15 protein-coding genes are annotated in these 17,435 nt (G+C 74.4%); 7 read left to right on the forward strand and 8 right to left on the reverse strand.

What is annotated here, in order from left to right; all coding sequences use genetic code 11:
- Positions 1 to 70: 70 nt before the first annotated feature.
- The 5 genes from ACF061_RS20440 (at position 71) to ACF061_RS20460 (ending at position 5,051) form a co-directional block, all read left to right on the forward strand.
- Positions 71 to 1,108 (forward strand): ABC transporter ATP-binding protein, encoded by a 1,038-nt coding sequence (locus ACF061_RS20440; RefSeq protein ID WP_392268308.1) that lies wholly within the window; start codon positions 71 to 73, stop codon positions 1,106 to 1,108.
- Positions 1,109 to 1,136: 28 nt separating this feature from the next.
- Positions 1,137 to 2,336 carry an ABC transporter substrate-binding protein gene (locus ACF061_RS20445; protein ID WP_392268309.1) on the forward strand — a complete coding sequence of 400 codons (1,200 nt, stop codon included), beginning with the start codon at positions 1,137 to 1,139 and terminating at the stop codon, positions 2,334 to 2,336.
- The gene (locus tag ACF061_RS20450) at positions 2,315 to 3,238 is read left to right on the forward strand and encodes an ABC transporter permease (RefSeq protein ID WP_392268310.1); all 924 of its coding nucleotides are present in this window, start codon (positions 2,315 to 2,317) and stop codon (positions 3,236 to 3,238) included. The genes ACF061_RS20445 and ACF061_RS20450 overlap by 22 nt, the downstream gene beginning before the upstream one ends.
- Before the next feature lie 18 nt (positions 3,239 to 3,256).
- A complete protein-coding gene (locus ACF061_RS20455; protein ID WP_392268311.1) occupies positions 3,257 to 4,072 on the forward strand; it encodes an ABC transporter permease in 816 nt (271 codons plus the stop codon).
- 145 nt (positions 4,073 to 4,217) lie between these two features.
- A complete protein-coding gene (locus ACF061_RS20460) occupies positions 4,218 to 5,051 on the forward strand; it encodes a phospholipid scramblase-related protein (RefSeq protein ID WP_392268312.1) in 834 nt (277 codons plus the stop codon).
- Positions 5,052 to 5,132: 81 nt separating this feature from the next.
- On the opposite strand, the gene ACF061_RS20465 is transcribed toward ACF061_RS20460, so the two are convergent.
- Both ACF061_RS20465 and ACF061_RS20470 read right to left on the reverse strand, forming a co-directional pair.
- Positions 5,133 to 6,422, reverse strand: coding sequence for a hypothetical protein (locus tag ACF061_RS20465; RefSeq protein ID WP_392268313.1), 1,290 nt, complete (start codon positions 6,420 to 6,422; stop codon positions 5,133 to 5,135).
- Positions 6,419 to 7,216, reverse strand: coding sequence for a phosphatase PAP2 family protein (locus ACF061_RS20470; protein ID WP_392268314.1), 798 nt, complete (start codon positions 7,214 to 7,216; stop codon positions 6,419 to 6,421). The genes ACF061_RS20465 and ACF061_RS20470 overlap by 4 nt, the downstream gene beginning before the upstream one ends.
- Positions 7,217 to 7,452: 236 nt before the next feature.
- Here ACF061_RS20470 and ACF061_RS20475 point away from each other — a divergent pair, with 236 nt between their 5' ends.
- The gene (locus ACF061_RS20475) at positions 7,453 to 8,094 is read left to right on the forward strand and encodes a TetR/AcrR family transcriptional regulator (RefSeq protein WP_392268315.1); all 642 of its coding nucleotides are present in this window, start codon (positions 7,453 to 7,455) and stop codon (positions 8,092 to 8,094) included.
- A gap of 116 nt (positions 8,095 to 8,210) precedes the next feature.
- On the opposite strand, the gene ACF061_RS20480 is transcribed toward ACF061_RS20475, so the two are convergent.
- The gene (locus tag ACF061_RS20480; protein ID WP_392268316.1) at positions 8,211 to 9,383 is read right to left on the reverse strand and encodes a DUF2510 domain-containing protein; all 1,173 of its coding nucleotides are present in this window, start codon (positions 9,381 to 9,383) and stop codon (positions 8,211 to 8,213) included.
- Positions 9,384 to 9,631: 248 nt separating this feature from the next.
- Here ACF061_RS20480 and ACF061_RS20485 point away from each other — a divergent pair, with 248 nt between their 5' ends.
- Entirely contained in the window at positions 9,632 to 12,310 is a 2,679-nt protein-coding gene (locus ACF061_RS20485) for an ATP-binding protein (protein WP_392268317.1), read from the forward strand.
- Between the two features lie 48 nt (positions 12,311 to 12,358).
- Here the strand turns inward: ACF061_RS20485 and pcaD are convergent, their stop codons facing one another.
- From pcaD to ACF061_RS20510, 5 genes are read right to left on the reverse strand one after another with little or no spacing between them, the layout of a single operon-like run.
- Entirely contained in the window at positions 12,359 to 13,483 is a 1,125-nt protein-coding gene (gene pcaD, locus ACF061_RS20490; protein ID WP_392268318.1) for a 3-oxoadipate enol-lactonase, read from the reverse strand.
- Entirely contained in the window at positions 13,480 to 14,823 is a 1,344-nt protein-coding gene (gene pcaB, locus ACF061_RS20495; RefSeq protein ID WP_392268319.1) for a 3-carboxy-cis,cis-muconate cycloisomerase, read from the reverse strand. Before pcaB ends, pcaD begins: the two co-directional genes overlap by 4 nt.
- Positions 14,820 to 15,425 (reverse strand): protocatechuate 3,4-dioxygenase subunit alpha, encoded by a 606-nt coding sequence (pcaG, locus tag ACF061_RS20500; RefSeq protein WP_392268320.1) that lies wholly within the window; start codon positions 15,423 to 15,425, stop codon positions 14,820 to 14,822. The genes pcaB and pcaG overlap by 4 nt, the downstream gene beginning before the upstream one ends.
- Before the next feature lie 6 nt (positions 15,426 to 15,431).
- Entirely contained in the window at positions 15,432 to 16,205 is a 774-nt protein-coding gene (gene pcaH / locus ACF061_RS20505; protein WP_392268321.1) for a protocatechuate 3,4-dioxygenase subunit beta, read from the reverse strand.
- A 20-nt stretch (positions 16,206 to 16,225) separates the two neighbouring features.
- Positions 16,226 to 17,428, reverse strand: coding sequence for a thiolase family protein (locus tag ACF061_RS20510; protein WP_392268371.1), 1,203 nt, complete (start codon positions 17,426 to 17,428; stop codon positions 16,226 to 16,228).
- Between the last annotated feature and the right edge of the window lie 7 nt (positions 17,429 to 17,435).

The following is a 17,435-nucleotide window of genomic DNA, read 5'->3' on the forward strand; positions in this document are numbered from 1 at the left end:
GCTTTGAACTATGACTTCATATCTTTCCGTTCAGCGTTGCAACGTCGGCGAGCGCCAGAGAGGTTCCCGTATGGAGGGAATTGCGGTCCGGCTGCAGGGCCTGCGCAAGACGTTCGGGGAGACCACCGCGGTGGGCGGGCTGGACCTGGAGATCCGGGACGGGGAGTTCTTCTCGATGCTCGGCCCGTCCGGCTCGGGGAAGACCACCGTGCTGCGGCTCGTCGCCGGGTTCGAGGCCCCCACCGAGGGCCGGATCGAACTGGCCGGCCAGGAGGTCACCGGCCTCGCTCCCTTCGAACGGGACGTCCACACCGTCTTCCAGGACTACGCCCTCTTCCCGCACATGACCGTCGAGCAGAACGTCGCCTACGCCCTCAAGGTGCGCAAGGTGCCCAAGGCGGAGCGGCTGGCGCGGGCCCGCAAGGCGCTCGCCGAGGTCCGCCTCGAGGGGTACGGCGGACGGCGCCCGGACCGGCTCTCCGGCGGCCAGCGTCAGCGGGTCGCCCTCGCCCGCGCCCTCGTCGGCCGCCCCCGGCTGCTGCTGCTCGACGAGCCGCTCGGCGCCCTCGACCTCAAGCTGCGCGAGCAGATGCAGCTCGAGCTCAAGGCGCTCCAGCGCGAGGTCGGCATCACCTTCGTCCTGGTCACCCACGACCAGGAGGAGGCCCTGACGCTCAGCGACCGCATCGCCGTCCTCCGGCAGGGCCGGCTCGAACAGGTCGGCACCCCCGCGGAGATCTACGAACGCCCCGCGACGTCCTTCGTCGCCTCCTTCGTGGGCACCTCCAACCTGCTGCGCGGCGAGGCCGCCCGGCGCGTGCTCGGCGCCGCCGGCGCGCACAGCGTCCGGCCGGAGAGGATCCGGGTCCTCAAGGAGCACGCGATCGTCGACGACCACGGGCACGCCACCGCCACCGGCACCGTCGCCGAGGTCGTCTACCTGGGCGACACCACCCGCTTCCTGGTCGACCTCGACGCCGGCGGCCGCCTCATCGCGCTCCAGCAGAACCTGGAGACGTCCGCGGCGGACGTCGCCGCCTACCGCGGCACCCGGGTGCGCCTGGCCTGGGACCGCCGCCACACCGTCCAGCTACCCGACGCCCGCTGAACACCCCCGTCCCGTTGGGAGTCACGCCGTGCGCCTCACCCGAACCCTGAAGTCGGCCGCAGCCGCCGCACTGCTCCTGGCCGCCACCGCCTGCGGATCCTCGGACGACGCGGGCGGCGCCACCGCCGGCGGCCTCAACCCCCCGGATCTCAAGGCGCGGTCCAGCCTCGGCCCACCCGAGGGCGAGGTCGACCTGATCGCCTGGGCCGGCTACGTGGAGGACGGCTCCAACGACCCCGAGGCCGACTGGGTCAGCGGTTTCGAGAAGCGGACCGGCTGCCAGGTCCGCTCCAAGGTCGCGGCCAGTTCGGACGAGATGGTCAAGCTGATGAAGACGGGGGAGTACGACGCCGTGTCCGCCTCCGGCGACGCCTCCCTGCGGCTGATCGCCTCCGGCGACGCCGCACCGGTCAACACCGATCTCGTACCGAACTACAAGGACATCTTCCCCGACCTGAAGACGCAGGCCTGGAACTCCGTCGACGGCAAGGCCTACGGCATCCCGCACGGCCGCGGCGCCAATCTGCTGATGTACGACACCAGGAAGGTGACGCCCGCCCCCACCTCCTGGTCCGCGGTCTTCGACGACGCCGCGGCGCACAAGGGACACGTCACCGCCTACGACTCGCCCATCTACATCGCCGACGCGGCGCTCTACCTCCGGGCCACCAGGCCCGAGCTGGGCATCAAGGACCCGTACGCGCTGGACCAGAAGCAGTTCGACGCCGCCGTGGCCCTGCTGAAGAAGCAGAACGCCGACATCGGCGAGTACTGGAGCGACTACCTCAAGGAGGTCTCCGCCTTCAAGAGCGGCGACTCCGTGATCGGCACCACCTGGCAGGTCATCGCCAACCTCGCCGCCTCCGAAGGAGCCCACGTCAAGGCGTTCGTACCGAAGGAGGGCTCGACCGGCTGGTCCGACACCTGGATGGTCTCCGCGAAGGCCAAGCACCCCGACTGCGCCTACAAGTGGCTGGACTGGATCGTCTCCCCGAAGGTGAACGCCCAGGTCGCCGAGTACTTCGGCGAGGCGCCCGCCAACGCGAAGGCGTGCGCGCGGACCGCGGACCGGAACTTCTGCGCCGTCTACCACGCCGGTGACACGGCCTACTGGAAGCGGATCGCGTTCTGGAACACGCCCATCCAGCAGTGCCTGGACGGCCGCAGGGACGTCAGGTGCGTGCCGTACGCGAAGTGGGTGGAGGCATGGACCGAGATCAAGGGCTGAGCGCGACCGCCGCCGCGCGTCCCGGCGGGCCCGGCTCCCCGGGCGCCGCCCGTCGGCCGGCCGGGGCGCTGCACCGCAGGCCCCGGCTCTCACTCGCCCTGCTGCTGACCGCCCCGCTGCTGTGGCTGACCGTGCTCTACCTGGGCTCGCTGGCCGCGCTGTTCGCCTCCGCCTTCTGGACGACCGACTCCTTCACCTCCGAGGTCGTCAGGGTCTGGTCGGTGGACAACTTCCGCGCCCTGCTGACCACCCCCGTCTACCGCCAGGTGGTCGTGCGCAGCATCGGCGTGGCACTGGCGGTCACCGTGCTGTGCGCGCTCGTCGCCCTTCCGCTGGCCTACTGGACCGCCCGTGTCGCGCGGCCCCGGTGGCGGCCGCTGCTCGTGGTGGCGATCCTCACCCCGCTGTGGGCGAGCTACCTGGTCAAGGTGTACGCCTGGCGGCTGATCCTGTCCCAGGGCGGACCGGCCGACTGGATGCTGAGACCGTTCGGGCTCGCCGGGCCGGGATTCGGACTGCCCGCGGCCGTCCTGACGCTGACCTACCTCTGGCTGCCGTACATGATCCTGCCCGTCCACACCGCGCTGGAGCGGCTGCCGGCCAACCTGCTCGACGCCTCCGCCGACCTCGGCGCCAGGCCCGGGCGCACCTTCCGGTCGGTCGTGCTGCCCATGGTGCTGCCCTCCGTCGCCGCCGGCTCGGTCTTCACCTTCTCGCTCAGCCTCGGCGACTACATCACCGTGCAGATCGTCGGCGGCAAGACACAGCTCATCGGCAACCTCGTCTACTCGAACATCGAGCTCAACCTGCCCATGGCCGCCGCCCTCGGCACGGTCCCCGTCCTCGTCATCGTGCTCTACCTGCTGGCCGTGCGCCGCACGGGCGCGCTCAGCAGTCTCTAGAGGGGGTGTCCGCACGTCATGCAGCTCTCCCGCGGCGCGCGCGTCGCACTGGGCGCCGCCGCCGCCCTCGGCTTCGCGCTGATCTACCTCCCGCTGCTGCTGGTCCTCGTCAACTCCTTCAACCCGGACCGCAGCGCGGGCTGGCCGCCGTCCGGCCTCACCACGCACTGGTGGGCCGCGGCCTGGCGGAACACCGGCGCCCGCCACGCGCTGTGGGTGTCGGTGAAGGCGGGCCTCGGCGCCACCGGGATCGCGCTGGTGCTGGGCACGCTCATCGCCTTCGCGGTGGCCCGGCACCGCTTCTTCGGCCGCTCCGCGGTGTCCTTCGTGGTCGTCCTGCCGATCGCGCTGCCCGGCATCGTCACGGGCATCGCCCTCAACTCGGCCTTCGCCGCGGTGCTCCGGCCGCTCGGGGTCGGCCTCGGCCTGTTCACGGTGGTCGTCGGCCATGCCACGTTCTGCGTCGTCGTCGTCTTCAACAACGTCGTCGCCCGGCTGCGGCGCACCTCCGGTTCCTACGAGGAGGCGGCGATGGACCTCGGCGCGTCCGCCTTCCGCGCCTTCGCCGACATCACCTTCCCGCTGGTGCGCTCCGCGCTGTTCGCCGGCGGGCTGCTCGCCTTCGCCCTGTCCTTCGACGAGATCGTGGTGACCACCTTCACCGCCGGGCCGGGCGTGGAGACCCTGCCCATCTGGATCTACGACAACATGACCCGGCCGCAGCAGGCCCCGGTGGTCAACGTCGTCGCCGCCGTCCTCGTGCTGCTGTCCGTCCTGCCCGTCCACGTCGCCCAGCGGCTGTCGGCGGACACGACGGGCGCCGGCAGGGTGTAGGGGCCCCGGCCGGCCCGCGCCGCGTCGCCGAACACGCGTACCGCCGGCCGCGGCCCGGCGGGGGCGCTCCACCGGGTGCCCGGGGCACCCTGGCGGGAGCGGGGAGAGCGGTGGCCCCCCGGCGGGCTCGCGGTAGTGTGCCCCGGTGACCACGCATTCGAACACACCTGCAGGCTGGTACGCCGATCCGCACGGGGCGGCGCAGACGCTGCGGTACTGGGACGGCTCGCAGTGGACCGAGCACACCCATGCCGAACACCAGGCCCCCGCGGCGCAGCAGGTACCGCCGCAGATGCCGGCCCAGCCGGCCGGCCCCGACGCGGGCGTGCGGCGCCAGGTACGGGAGGAGGCCGGCGTCGCGACCGCCGGCGTCGGCGGCGGCAGCCTGTTCAGCGAGCCGGTGCTCGTGGTGAACCAGAAGGCGAAGCTGATCGAGCTGACCAACGAGTACAAGGTCTTCGACCAGAACGGCAACCAGATCGGCTCGGTCACCGAGATCGGGCAGGGCGTGTTCAGGAAGATCCTGCGGTTCGTCTCCAGCCTCGACCAGTTCCTGACGCACAAGCTGGAGATCCGGGACGGCTACGGGCAGCCGCAGCTGTTGCTCACCCGGCCCGCGAAGTTCCTCAAGTCGCGGGTGGTCGTGTCCCGTCCCGACGGCTCGCAGGTCGGCGAGATCGTCCAGCGGAACGTCTTCGGCAAGATCAACTTCGCGATGAACGCGAACGGGCAGCAGGTCGGCGCGATCAAGGCGGAGAACTGGCGCGCCTGGAACTTCGCGATCGTCGACCACGCCGACCACGAGGTCGCCCGGATCACCAAGACCTGGGAGGGCCTGGCCAAGACGATGTTCACGACGGCGGACAACTACGTGCTGCAGATCCACTACCAACTGCCCGAGCCGCTGCTGAGCCTCGTGGTGGCGACGGCCCTGACCGTCGACACGGCGCTCAAGCAGGACTCGCGCGGCCTGGGCTGAGGGGACCGCACGACGGGGCGGCCGTCACCGCGAGGGTGCGACCGTCGCGACGGCGCGACCGTCACCGCGCGGGTGCGGCCGTCACAGGGGTGTGAGGTGTTCCGGACCGGCCGGCCGCGGCCGGGGCAGGAGCGCCGGTTCCTGGGCCGCCGAGTCCGGTTCCAGGGCCAGTACGGCGGCCACGGGGTGCTCCTCGTGGCCGTCCGGCCGTCCGTGCCCCGCTCCGGACCGGGCGGCGGGGACCGCGGGAGCGGGTTGCATGCCACCGGACCGCGGACGCGCGGGGTCCGAAGACACCGCCGGTCGCGAACCCCCGGCCGCCCGGTGCGCGGTCGCCGGGACCAAGGGCACCGAGTCGAGGCCGGCCGGCCCCCGGCCCGCCGGTTCCGGGTCCGGCGAGGCAGGGGCGTCCGCCGAGGCGCGGGCGTCTGCCGAGGCGCGGGCGTCCGCCGGGACCGGGCCGGACGAGACCGGGCCGGACGAGACCGGGTCCGAAGCGTCCGCGGCCGCCGTGTCCGCGGCCGCCGCGTCCGGGTCCGAAGCGGCCGCCGCGCGCGGAGCGGCCCGGGAGAGTTCCACGACCCCCCAGGCGGCGAGCGCCGCTCCCGCCAGGGCGAGCAGTACGCCCCGCGGGCCGCCCTGGAGCCCCTGGCCGAGCAGCGTCAGCCCGATCACCGCGGCCGCCACCGGGTTGGCCAGCGTCACCACCGCCAGCGGAGCGCCCAGGCCGCCCCGGTAGGCGGTCTGCGCCAGCAGCAGCCCGCCGGCCGCGAAGGCCGCGACGAGCAGCGCCACGACGATCACCCGGGCACTGAGCAGCGGCCCGGTGTGGTCCGTCGCGGCCACCGTCACCGTCTGGGTGAGCGCGGACGCCACACCGGAGGCGACTCCGGACGCGGTGGCGTGCCGCAGCCCCGGCCGCGCCCCGGGCCGCGAGAGGGCGCCGATGAGGACGGCCGTCGCGCCGGCCACCGCCAGCGCCTCGGCCGGGCTCAGCACCTGTTCGGGGGCGGGCCCCGCGGCCGCGAGGAGGAGCGCGCCGAGCCCGAGCAGCGTGCACACCGTGCCCCGCCACTCGGCCGCGACGACCCGCCGCCCCGCCATCCGCGCCCCCATCGGCACGGCCGCCACCAGTGTGAGCGCGCCCAGCGGCTGCACCACGGTGAGCGGGCCGTACTTGAGGGCCACCACGTGCAGCAGGGCCGCCCCGCCGTTCAGCGTGACGGCCCACCACCAGCCGCCCGAGCGCAGCAGCCGCAGCGGGCCGGCGCCCGCGGCGCGCGAGGCGAGCCGCTCCTGGGCGACGGCGGCGGCCGCGTAGGCGACGGCCGAGACCAGCGACAGGAGCACGGCGAGCAGGGCGGCGCTCATCGGGCCGCTCCGACCAGGACGTGCTCCTCGGCCGGCACGGGCCGGCGCGGGGTCGGTGCGGTGGCGGCCGGCGTGCGGTGCGGCAGCGGTATCGCCGCGAGCACCAGACCCAGCAGGGCCGTCGCCGCCATCGCGTCGAGCCAGTAGTGGTTCGCGGTGCCCACGATCACCAGCAGCGTGAACAGCGGGTGCAGCAGCCACAGCCAGCGCCACCGGGACCGCGTGGCGACGATCAGCGCGACGGCCACCATGAGGGCCCAGCCGAAGTGCAGCGAGGGCATCGCGGCGAACTGGTTCGAGAGGTGGTCGGTCTTCGGCGGTCCGTACACCGAGGGACCGTACAGTCGTGCGGTGTCCACCAGGCCGGTCGCCGTGAGCATGCGCGGCGGCGCGAGCGGGAACGTGAGGTGCAGCACCAGGGCCGCGGCGGTCACGGCGGCGAGCGCCCGGCGGGTCCAGACGTAGTGCGCCGGGCGGCGCAGGTAGAGCCAGACGAGCAGGCCCGCGGTGGCGGGGAAGTGCACGGTGGCGTAGTAGGTGTTCGCGACGTGCACCAGGGTGTCGCCGTGCAGCAGCAGGGACTGCACCGCGCCCTCGCCGGGCAGATGGGCCCACCGCTCCAGGTCCCACACGTGGTGTGCGTTGCGGAAGGCCTCGCCGGTGTGGTCCGCGGCGAGCTGCCGGCCCACCTTGTAGACCAGGAACAGCCCCGTGACGAGCAGGAGCTCGCGTACGAGCGGAGGCCGCGCGGGCCTGTCGGGCGCCGCTGCGGCGGCCTCGTTTCGGGATTTCATGCCCCGGCCCCCTCGCTGGCGGTGTGTGTGCATGCGTGGCCTGTGCTCGGGCCTGTCGAGCCCTGCTGCCGACCGGCACGCTGATGCGGAACGGCATCGATACGGTAGCGTACCGATACGCAAGTGTACCGATACGGCGCAGTACCGGTACACTTGCGTATCGGATCGGTACGTCACACGGCGCCGCGTCACACTGGAAGTGGTCCGGAGCCGGAGCACGAGCGAGGAGAAGAGCGATGACGTCGCAGGCCGCGGACGGACCGGACACGGTTGTCGCCTCGCGCCGCTCCAAGATCACGCCCGAGCGTGAGCAGGAGTTCTTCGACGCCGTGCTCGAACAGATCCGCGAGTGCGGGTACGACGCCGTCACCATGGAGGGCGTCGCCGCCAGCACCCGTTGCAGCAAGTCCACGCTCTACCGGCAGTGGAAGAACAAGCCGCAGTTCGTGGTGGCCGCGCTGCGCGCCAACCGCCGGGCGAGGTTCGCGGGCATCGACAGCGGCTCGCTCGCCGAGGACCTGCGGCAGGCCGCGCGGGCGGCCGGCGAGTGGTCGGGCAAGGACACCCGGCTCCTCCAGGCGCTCGGCCACGCGATCACGCAGGACCGGGAGCTGAAGCAGGCCCTGCGCGAGACGCTGGTGGAGCCGGAGGTCGCGGCGCTGCGGGAGATCCTGCGGCGCGGCGTCGAGCGCGGGGAGGTCGACGCCGGCAATCCGGCGCTGGAGTACGTGCCCGCGCAGATGTTCGGCGTGCTGCGCATCCGGCCGGTGCTGGAGGGGGACTACGCCGACCCGGACTACCTGGTCCGGTTTGTGGAGGCCGCGGTGCTGCCCGCACTCGGCCTGGACCCGGAACCCAGGCCGCCGTCCAAGGGATGACTGGACGGTGACCTGTAGGCGCCGCACCGTGGGGACGGGGGCGGCGCACACCCCCGGCCGGGCGGGGTCCCTCTGGAGCGGAGAGGGACCCCGGCCGGCCGGCACAGGGGGGCGGCTCAGACGTTCTGGCCGTCGCCCCCGCCCGAGGACACCTTGATGCCCCGGGTGATCTCGTCGATCAGGGACAGCTTCTGCCCGACGTCCAGGCCGAAGCGCACGACGACCATCCGCCCGGGGTCCGCCGGGGAGGGGAAGGCCAGGGACTCGACATATCCGTCGGCGCCCTTGGCGGTGACCGCCTTCCAGCGCACCAGATAGCCCTTCTGCCCGGCCACGGTGACCGCCTGGGCGGCCAGCACCTCGTGCGAGGTGATGCCGCCGTACGCCTTGCCGTAGGCCTGCTCGGCGTTGGCCGCGATGTCGGCCTTGGCGACCTCCTCCGCCGTGTCGCCCAGTGCGCCGAGCACCGTGGGCGCCGAGGAGGCGCCGCCCTTGTTGCAGGTCGCGGAGGTGTCGCCGGGGCACTTGTAGGAGTCGTCGGAGTTGACCTGGGCGCCGCCCCGGGTGCCCTGCTGGCCGTACCAGCCGTCGGGGACGGGCAGGCTGATGCCGCTGGCCAGGTCGGTCACCGAACCGCTCCTGATCTTCGGCGGCTCGGACTGCCCGGGCCCGGGCGCCTGCCCGCCGGAGCCCCCGGAGCCCCCGGAACCGCCGGAGTCCCCGGAACCGCCCGAATTCCCGGAGCCGCCGTTGCCGCCCGTGCCGCCGCCGAAGGGCCCGCCCCGGCCGCCGGAGCCGTCCCGGCCGCCCTGCCCCTGCTGCGAACCGGCCCGGCTGCCGCTGCCGCCGTCGTCCTTGGTCAGCGCGTACACACCGACCCCTATGCTCGCCAGCACCGCGGCGGCCACCGCCACGGCGATGCCCGTGCGCAGCCCGCGGCGCGGGGCCGCGGCCGGCTGCCCCGGGTATCCGGGGTGCCCCGGGTACGCCGGCGGGCCCTGGTACGCCGGCGGGTACGCCGCCTGGCCAGGAGCCTGCGGGTGACCGGCATCTCCGGGAACCCGCGGGTAACCGTGATTTCCGGGCGCCTGCGGGTAACCGGCGTTCCCCGCGGGCGCCGGGTACGGCCCCGCGGCGGGCGGCTGCGCCGGCGGACCCCATGCGGCGGCCGACCCGGCCGGGCGGGTCCGGTCCGTCCATGCCCCACCGTCCCACCAGCGTTCGGTGGCGGGGCCGTCACTTGTCTGCCCCGGGTCGGGGTACCACCCGGGAGGAGTCACCTGCGTCATGTTCCCACCGTATGAGGCGTCCGTGAAAGAGGTATGAGAGGCCCCCGACTCCACCGCGAAGAACGGGCCTCACCACCCCTGTTGACGTCTCACCCCTTCCCGCGCAGGTCGCGGGCCCGCCGCGTCGCGCGGCCGCACCGGCCGTCACCCGTCACGGCAACAGGTGCGTGGTCCGGCCTCCGACCGGGCCATCCGGCCGCTACGCTCGGGATTCGTACGTCGTTCGGGCGACTTGGGGAGGTACCGGGATGACGGAGGTACGGCCGGGCACGGCCGCCTCGGCTTCCCTGTGGGAGCGCGACGAGGAAGTCACCGCCGTCCAGCGGGCGGTGGACGCCCTGTGCGACGAGGGCACGACCGCCGGGGGGCTGCTGGTCTTCCAGGGCGAGGCGGGGCTGGGCAAGACCGCCCTGCTGGCCGAGACCCGCCGCATCGCCGAACGGCGCGGCTGCACCGTGTGGACGGCACGGGGCGGCGAGATCCTCCGCTCCGTGCCGTTCAACGTGGTACGGCAGTTGCTCCGGCCGGCGCTGATGTCGCTGCTCGAGGAGGAGGCCCGCGACTACCTCGGCGAGTGGTACGGCATCGCCGGGCCGGCCCTCGGCATCACGGAACCCGGGGACCGGCAGGCGGACCCGCAGGGGGTGTGCGAGGGCCTGGTGCACGTGGCGCGCCGGCTGGCCGGGCGCCAGTGGCCGCTGGTACTGATGATCGACGACGCCCACTGGGCCGACGAGGAGACCCTGCACTGGCTCGCCGCGTTCGTCGAGCGCCTGGCCGACCTGCCCGTGCTGCTCGTGGTGGCCCGCAGGCCCGGCGGGACCGGCGGGGAGAGCGCCCGGCTGCTGGACGCGGTCGCCGCCGCCGCCGGCGTCAGCGACCTCAGCTCCCTGTCCCCGGACGCCACCGCCGGACTCACCCGCGCCGTCCTCGGCCCGCACGCGGACGCGCCGTTCTGCCGCGAGGTGTGGGCGGTCACCGACGGCAACCCCTACGACACCGTCGAACTCCTCGCCAAGGTGCGCGACGGCGAACTCCAACCGGTCGAGGCCCGGGCCGCCGAACTGCGCGACCTGAACCGCTCGGCCCGCGGCGGCGGCATCGTCGCGCGCCTGGAGGAACTGGGCGTCGACGCCACCCGGTTCGCCTGGGCCGCCGCCATCCTCGGCACCGACATCTCCGTGGACCTGGTCGCCCGGCTCGCCACCATGGACCGCGCGGACGCGGCACGCTGCGCCGAACGGCTGCGCGGCGCCCGCATCCTCACCGAACCGGACCCGGCGACCGCCCGCGGCGACGACGGGGACCTGGAGTTCGTCCACCCGCTGATCGCCACCGCCGTGTACAACTCCATCCCCGACGCCCTGCGCACCGCCATGCACGGCATCGCCGCCCAGGTCGTCACCGACTCCGGCCGGGGCGCCGCCGCCGCCTCCCGGCACCTGATCGAGGTGCACCCGGACGACGACGAGGAACTCGTCGACCAGCTCCGGCAGGCCGCCCGCGAACACCTCGCGGTCGGCGCCCCCGAGGCGGCCCGCCGCTGCCTGGAACGGGCCCTGCGCGAGCCGCCCACGCCCGAGGTCCACCCGCGGGTGCTCCACGAACTGGGCTGCGCCACACTCCTGACCGCCCCCGCCACCACCATCGAGCACCTGCGCCTGGCGCTGAGCATGCCGGGCCTGGACGGGCCGGCCCGGGTGGACGCCGTCTGGCGGCTCTCCCAGGCCATGCTCCACAACAACCAGTTGGAGGAGGCCGTCCGCACGGTCGAGGCCGAGGCCATCCGCCACGAACCGGGCCCCACCCGGCTGCGGCTGCACGCCGTGCAGTACATGTGGGAGGGCCTGCACGCCGGTGCGACGATCTCACCGGACCGCTCCCAGCGGCTCGCCGAACTCGCCGCCGGCTGCACCGGGCGCGACAACTCCGAGCGGGCCCTGCTGATCCTGCGCGGCTTCGACGCGATGGTCCGCGGCGAGAACGCCGAGGAGGTCGTCGAGGTCTGCGACCGCGCCCTGGTCAACGGCCGCCTCGCGCCCGGACTCGGCTGGACCGACACCGAGTGGGGCATCGAACTGCTGCTGATGCTCGCCGGCGCCTACGCCTACAGCGACCGCCTGGACCGCGCCGAGGCCTTCTACACCGAGGCCCTGCGCGCCTACGAGAGCGCGGGCTGGAACGGCGGCCACCTCGCCCTCGCGCACGCCTACGTCGGTCTGGGGCACCGCCGGCGCGGCCGGCTGAGGGACGCGGAGGCATCACTGCGCGAGTCGCTGCGGATCGCCGAGCGGGTCGGACGCGGACTGCCCCTGTACTGGACGGCGACCTGCAACCTCGTCGACACGCTGCTCGCCCGCGGCCACGTGCAGGAGGCGTGGGAGGCCGCCGAGCGCCACGAGTTCGCCCCGCCCTACCCGGCCACCATCGTGATCCCCGACCCGCGCAGCGTCCGCGGCAGGCTGCTGCTCGCCGCCGGCCGCACCGAGGAAGGGATCGACGAGCTGGAGGCCGCCGAGAAGGCCGCGGCCGTGCGCGGCCACCACAACCCGGTGATGGCCCCCTGGGCGGCCGACCTGGCCCGCGCCCTGGCCACCGAGGACCCGGCCCGCGCCGCCCGGCTCGCCGCGGACGTCCGCCGGCAGGCCGAGCGGTTCGGCACCGACACCGCGATAGGCGAGGCGCTGCGCTGCGCGGCCGCCCTGGAGACCGGTCAGCGCGCGCTCGGCCTGGCCGCCCAGGCCGTCACCTACCTCGAAGCCTCCCCGTGCCAGTACGAGCACGCCGCCGCCCGCGTCGAGTACGGCATCCTCTCCGGCTCGGCCGCCGAGCTGGACCGCGGCCTGGCGCTGGCGCGTTCGTGCGGCGCGGACGGGCTGGCGGACCGGGCGCGGGAGGCGCTGCGCTCGGGGAGCCGCCCGGGATAGGGCGGGCGCCGCCGGGCCGGGGCCGGACCCCGGGCCGGCGGCCGCGGGTCAGCCCGCCGCGTCCGTCCCCGGCTCCTCGGCCAGCACCCGCTGGGCCACCGCGAACGCCGAGTTCGCGGCCGGCACCCCGCAGTACACGGCGCTCTGCAACAGCACCGCGCCGATCTCCTCGGGGGTGAGCCCGTTGCGCCGGGCCGCGCGCACGTGCATGGCCAGTTCGTCGTAGTGGCCGTGGGCGACCAGCGCCGTCATCGTGATCATGCTGCGCTCACGGCGGGTGAGCGTCGGGTCGGTCCAGATCTCGCCCCAGGCGTAACGGGAGATGAAGTCCTGGAACCGGGCCGTGAACGGGGTCTGCCGGGCCTGCGCCCGGTCGACGTGCGCATCGCCCAGCACCTCGCGCCGCACCTGGACCCCGCGCCGGGGAGCGCCGCCGAGGTGGGTGCGCAGCGCGGCCAGGACCGCCTCCGGGCACTGCGCGGGCGCCAGGTGCGAGGCGCCCGGGATCTCCACGAGCGCGGCGCCCGGCACCGCGTCCGCGATCTGCCGCAGGTGCGCGGGCGGGGTGGCCGGGTCCTCACGGCCCGCGACGAGCAGCGTGGGCGCTCCGATCGCCGGCAGCCGGTCGGTCAGGTCGAAGGCGGCGAGCGCGTCGCAGCAGGCGGCGTACGCCTCCGGGTCGGCCTCCCGGTGGTCGCGGAGCAGCCCGGGGACGGTGAAGTCACCGGCGAACCAGCGCGCTCCGGCGCTCTCCACCAGCCACTGGAGGCCCTCGCGGCGGACCCGCTCGGCCCGTTCCCGCCACGCCCGCGCACCGTTGAAGTGGGCCGAGGAGCAGAGCACCGCCAGCGACGCCACGCGCTCGGGGTGGTGCACGGCGAGGTGCAGACCCACCGCGCCGCCCAGCGACACACCGGCGTAGGCGAACCGCTCGATGCCCAGCGAGTCGGCGAGCGCCAGCACCAGATCGGCGAGGTCGCCGACGCTCGCGCCCGGTGCGATGAGGCCGGCCGCCGATCCGCCGTGCCCCGGCAGGTCCCAGCGGACCACCCGGTGCGAGACGGCCAGCTCGGGGGCGACCGCGTCCCAGAGCGCGTACGACGTGCCGAGGGACGGCCCGAGCAGCAGCGGGGGAGCGGAGGCGGGGCCTTCGAGGAGGTGGTGCAGTGTCAACGTCGCTCCAGAGCGCGGTCGGTGAGGGCTCCGGCGGAGCCGGTGTAGCGGGTGGGGTCGGTGAGCTCGCTCACGTCGATACCGGTCAACTCCTCCTGTTCGGAGAGGAGTTCACCGAGGCTTCGGCCTTCGGCGTAGCAGCGGCGGGCCAGCTCGGTGAGCAGCCGTCCGGCGCGGGTGCGGCCGAGCACCCCGGCCAGCTCGGCCGACAGCCGCTCGGAGACGATCAGTCCGTGGGTGAGCCCGAGGTGGGCGAGCATGGCGTCCGCGTCCACCCGCAGCCCCTCGGTCAGCTCCGCGGCGTCCCGCGCCGCGCCGCCGACCAGGCGCAGCAGGTCGCGCAGCGGCTCCCACTCGGCGTGCCAGGCGCCGGCCGGGCGTTCGTCCTCGGCCGCCAGCGAGCCGTACAGCGTGGCGGCGAGCTGCGGGGCCCGCCGGGCAGCCGCCGCGATCAGGGTGGAGCGCACCGGGTTCGCCTTGTGCGGCATGGCCGAGGAGCCGCCGCCGCTGCCCTCCGCCAGTTCGGCGATCTCCGTACGGGAGAGCACCAGCACGTCCACGGCCGTCTTGCCCAGCGCCCCGGCCGCGAAGGCGAGGCAGCCGGCGAGGTCGGCGACCGGGGTGCGCAGGGTGTGCCAGGGCAGCAGCGGCGCGCGCAGGCCCAGTTCACGGGCGTAGGCCGCGGGCAGGGCGGTGGGGTCGTCGGCGCCGTAGGCCGAGAACGCCGCCAGGGTGCCCGCCGCCCCGCCGAGCTGGGCGGGCAGCGAGTCCCGTACGCGCGCCAGACGGTCCCGGGCGTCCAGCACCAGTGACCGCCACCCGGCCGCCTTGAGGCCGAAGGTCGTCGGGACGGCGTGCTGGGTGAGGGTCCGGCCGGGCATCGCCGTGTCGCGGTGCTCGGCGGCGAGCCGGGCCAGTGCCGCCTCGGTGCGGGCCAGATCCTCCAGGGCCGGGTCCAGGGCGCGTACGGCGACCAGCATCGTCGCGGTGTCCATGATGTCCTGGCTGGTCGCGCCCCGGTGGACGTAGGGGCCGTACTCCTCGCCGACCGCCCGGGTCAGCTCCGCGACCAGGGCGATGACCGGGTTCCCGCCGCCGCGGGCGCGCTCGGCGAGCGCGCCCGGGTCGAAGCGGGCCGGGTCGGCCGCCCGGGTGACCGCCTCCGCCGCCCCCGCCGGGGCGAGGCCGAGCGCGGCCTGGGCCCGGGTGAGGGCGGCCTCGGCGTCGAGCAGCGCCCGCAGGTAGGCGCCGTCGCTCGTCGCCGCGGCGGCGGGGGAAGCGGACCAGCCGGGCCCGAGCAGGCCGCGGTCGGCCTCGGCGGATGACGCGGGTGATGTCACCGGAACTCCAGGAAGACCGTCTCGCCCTCGCCCTGAAGGCGGATGTCGAAACGGTACGTCGCGTTCCCCTGGTCCGCGGCGATCAGCGTGCCGCGTCGCTGCTGGTCCAGCCGCGCGAGCAGCGGGTCGGCGGCGAGGGCCGCCTCGTCGCCGGGCAGGTAGATCCGGGTGAACAGGTGCACCAGCAGCCCGCGCGCGAACACGCACACGCTGAGGTAGGGGGCGTTGCGCCCGCGCGCGCCGGGCCGCAGGGTCCGCGCGTACCAGTGTCCGTCGGCGTCCGTCTGGATGCGCCCGAAGCCGGTGAACTCCACGCCGTTGCGGCCGAGGAAGCCGCCGGAGGCCGGATCGCGGCGCATCGAGCCGTCGACGGCCGGCAGGGCGCCGTCCGGGTCCGGCCCCCACACCTCCACCAGCGCGTCCGGCAGCGGCCGGCCCTCGCCGTCGTGGACGTACCCGTGCACGGTGACCGTCTCCGGGTGGCCCAGCGGCGCGATGTCCTCGCCGCCTCGGAAGGGCAGCGCGTAACCGTAGAAGGGGCCCACGGTGTGCGACGGAGTGGGCGGCACGCCCTCCGGGCCGCTCGTGTCGATCTTCGTCATGGCAGGTCAGCGTCCTTCTTCGATCCAGGTGGCGGCGGGGCCGTCCAGCACGATGTCCCAGTGGTAGCCGAGCGAGAACTCCGGCACCGACAGGTCGTGGTCGTAGGTGGCGATCAGCCGCTGCCGTGCGGCGTCGTCCGTCACGGACTGGAGGATCGGGTCGTACGGGAAGAGCGGGTCGTTCGGGAAGTACATCTGCGTCACGAGCCGCTGGGTGAACGCCGAGCCGAAGACCGAGAAGTGGATGTGCGCGGGACGCCAGGCGTTGAGGTGGTTGCGCCAGGGGTACGGGCCCGGCTGAACGGTGGTGAACCGGTAGTGGCCGTCCGCGTCGGTCAGGGTGCGGCCGAAGCCCGTGAAGTTGGGGTCGAGCGGGGCGTCGTGCTGCTCGCGCTGGTGGGCGTAGCGGCCGGCGGAGTTGGCCTGCCAGATCTCGACGAGCTGACCGCGCACCGGGCGTCCCGCGCGGTCCAGCAGCCGGCCCGACACGGTGATCCGCTCGCCGACCGGCTCCCCGGTGTGCTGCCGGGTGAGGTCGTTGTCGATCCCGGTGACGTCCCGCTCGCCGAACGCGGGCGAGGACAGCTCGACCAGCTCCGGGTCCTTGGAGGTGTCGATGGCGACCAGCGGCTGCTTGGGGTGGCGCAGCACCGAGGAGCGGTACGGCGCGTAGTCGCGGCGCGGGTGGTGCTCCACGGGGGCGCCCTCGGCGAGCCGCTTCTCGTACGCGGCGTGCTCCGCCGCGATCTCCTGGTCGATGTCGTGCTGGGTGAGAGCCATGTGGGTTACCTGACGCTTCCTTAGCGTTCGAGGACGAGGGCGAGGCCCTGGCCGACGCCGATGCAGAGGGTGGCGACTCCGGTGCCGCCGCCCCGGCGGGCGAGCTGGTGGGCGACCGTGCCGGCGAGGCGGGCGCCGGAGGCGCCGAGCGGATGGCCGAGGGCGATGGCGCCACCCTGCGGATTGAGCACCGCGGGGTCGAACTCGGGCCACTCGGCGAGGCAGCCGAGCACCTGTGCGGCGAAGGCCTCGTTGAGTTCGAGGACGTCCAGGTCGGCGAAGGTCCTCCCGGCCCTGGCCAGGGCGCGGTTGACGGCTTCGACGGGGGCGAGACCGAAGTAGTGCGGTTCGAGGGCGCTGACCCCGGTGGCGGAGATCCGGGCCAGCGGCTCGCGGCCGGTGGCCCTCAGGCCCGCCTCGTCGGTCAGCAGCAGGGCCGCCGCGCCGTCGTTCAGGGGCGAGGCGTTGCCCGCCGTGACCGTCCCGTTCTCGGTGCGGAACGACGGCTTGAGCCCGGCCAGCGCCGCCGGCGAGGTGTCGGGGCGTACCGACTCGTCGGCGGCGAGGACGACCGGTTCGCCCTTGCGCCGCGGGACGCTCACCGGTACGAGCTCGGCGTCGAACAGGCCGTCGGCCTGCGCCTTTGCGGCCTTGCGGTGGGAGGAGAGGGCGAACTCGTCCTGCCGCTCACGGCTGATCCCGTGCTTGTCGGCGATCAGCTCCGCGCTCTCGCCCAGCGGAACGGTCCACTGCGGCTCCATCCGCGGGTTGACCATGCGCCAGCCGAGGGTGGTCGAGAACAGCTCGGCGTGGCCGGCCGGGAACGGCCGGTCCGACTTGGGCAGCACGTACGGGGCGCGGGTCATGGACTCCACGCCGCCGGCCACGGCGACGGAGGCGTCGCCGACGGCGATGGCGCGGGCGGCCTGGATCACGGCCTCGAGGCCGGAGGCGCACAGCCGGTTGACGGTCACCCCGGGCACGCTGGTGGGCAGGCCGGCCAGCAGCGCGGCCATCCGGCCGACGTTGCGGTTCTCCTCGCCGGCGCCGTTGGCGTTGCCGAAGTACACGTCCTCCACCCGGGCCGGGTCCAGCCCGGGGGTCCGGGCGAGGAGTTCGCGGATGGCGTGGGCGGCCAGGTCGTCCGGGCGCACGCCCGCCAGGCCGCCGTTGTAACGGCCGATCGGCGTGCGGACCGCGTCGACCACGTAGACGGTCTTCACCGTGCTG

The sequence above is a fragment of the Streptomyces sp. NPDC015220 genome (assembly GCF_043079345.1).
In the GTDB taxonomy this organism is placed as follows: Bacteria; Actinomycetota; Actinomycetes; order Streptomycetales; family Streptomycetaceae; genus Streptomyces.

Coding starts and splice junctions, on each gene's coding strand:
- ACF061_RS20440 (WP_392268308.1), top strand. CDS start 71: ATGGAGGGAATTGCGGTCCGGCTGCAGGGCCTGCGCAAGACGTTCGGG.
- ACF061_RS20450 (WP_392268310.1), top strand. CDS start 2,315: ATGGACCGAGATCAAGGGCTGAGCGCGACCGCCGCCGCGCGTCCCGGC.
- ACF061_RS20455 (WP_392268311.1), top strand. CDS start 3,257: ATGCAGCTCTCCCGCGGCGCGCGCGTCGCACTGGGCGCCGCCGCCGCC.
- ACF061_RS20465 (WP_392268313.1), bottom strand. CDS start 6,422: ATGAGCGCCGCCCTGCTCGCCGTGCTCCTGTCGCTGGTCTCGGCCGTC.
- ACF061_RS20470 (WP_392268314.1), bottom strand. CDS start 7,216: ATGAAATCCCGAAACGAGGCCGCCGCAGCGGCGCCCGACAGGCCCGCG.
- ACF061_RS20475 (WP_392268315.1), top strand. CDS start 7,453: ATGACGTCGCAGGCCGCGGACGGACCGGACACGGTTGTCGCCTCGCGC.
- ACF061_RS20480 (WP_392268316.1), bottom strand. CDS start 9,383: ATGACGCAGGTGACTCCTCCCGGGTGGTACCCCGACCCGGGGCAGACA.
- ACF061_RS20485 (WP_392268317.1), top strand. CDS start 9,632: ATGACGGAGGTACGGCCGGGCACGGCCGCCTCGGCTTCCCTGTGGGAG.
- pcaG (WP_392268320.1), bottom strand. CDS start 15,425: ATGACGAAGATCGACACGAGCGGCCCGGAGGGCGTGCCGCCCACTCCG.
- pcaH (WP_392268321.1), bottom strand. CDS start 16,205: ATGGCTCTCACCCAGCACGACATCGACCAGGAGATCGCGGCGGAGCAC.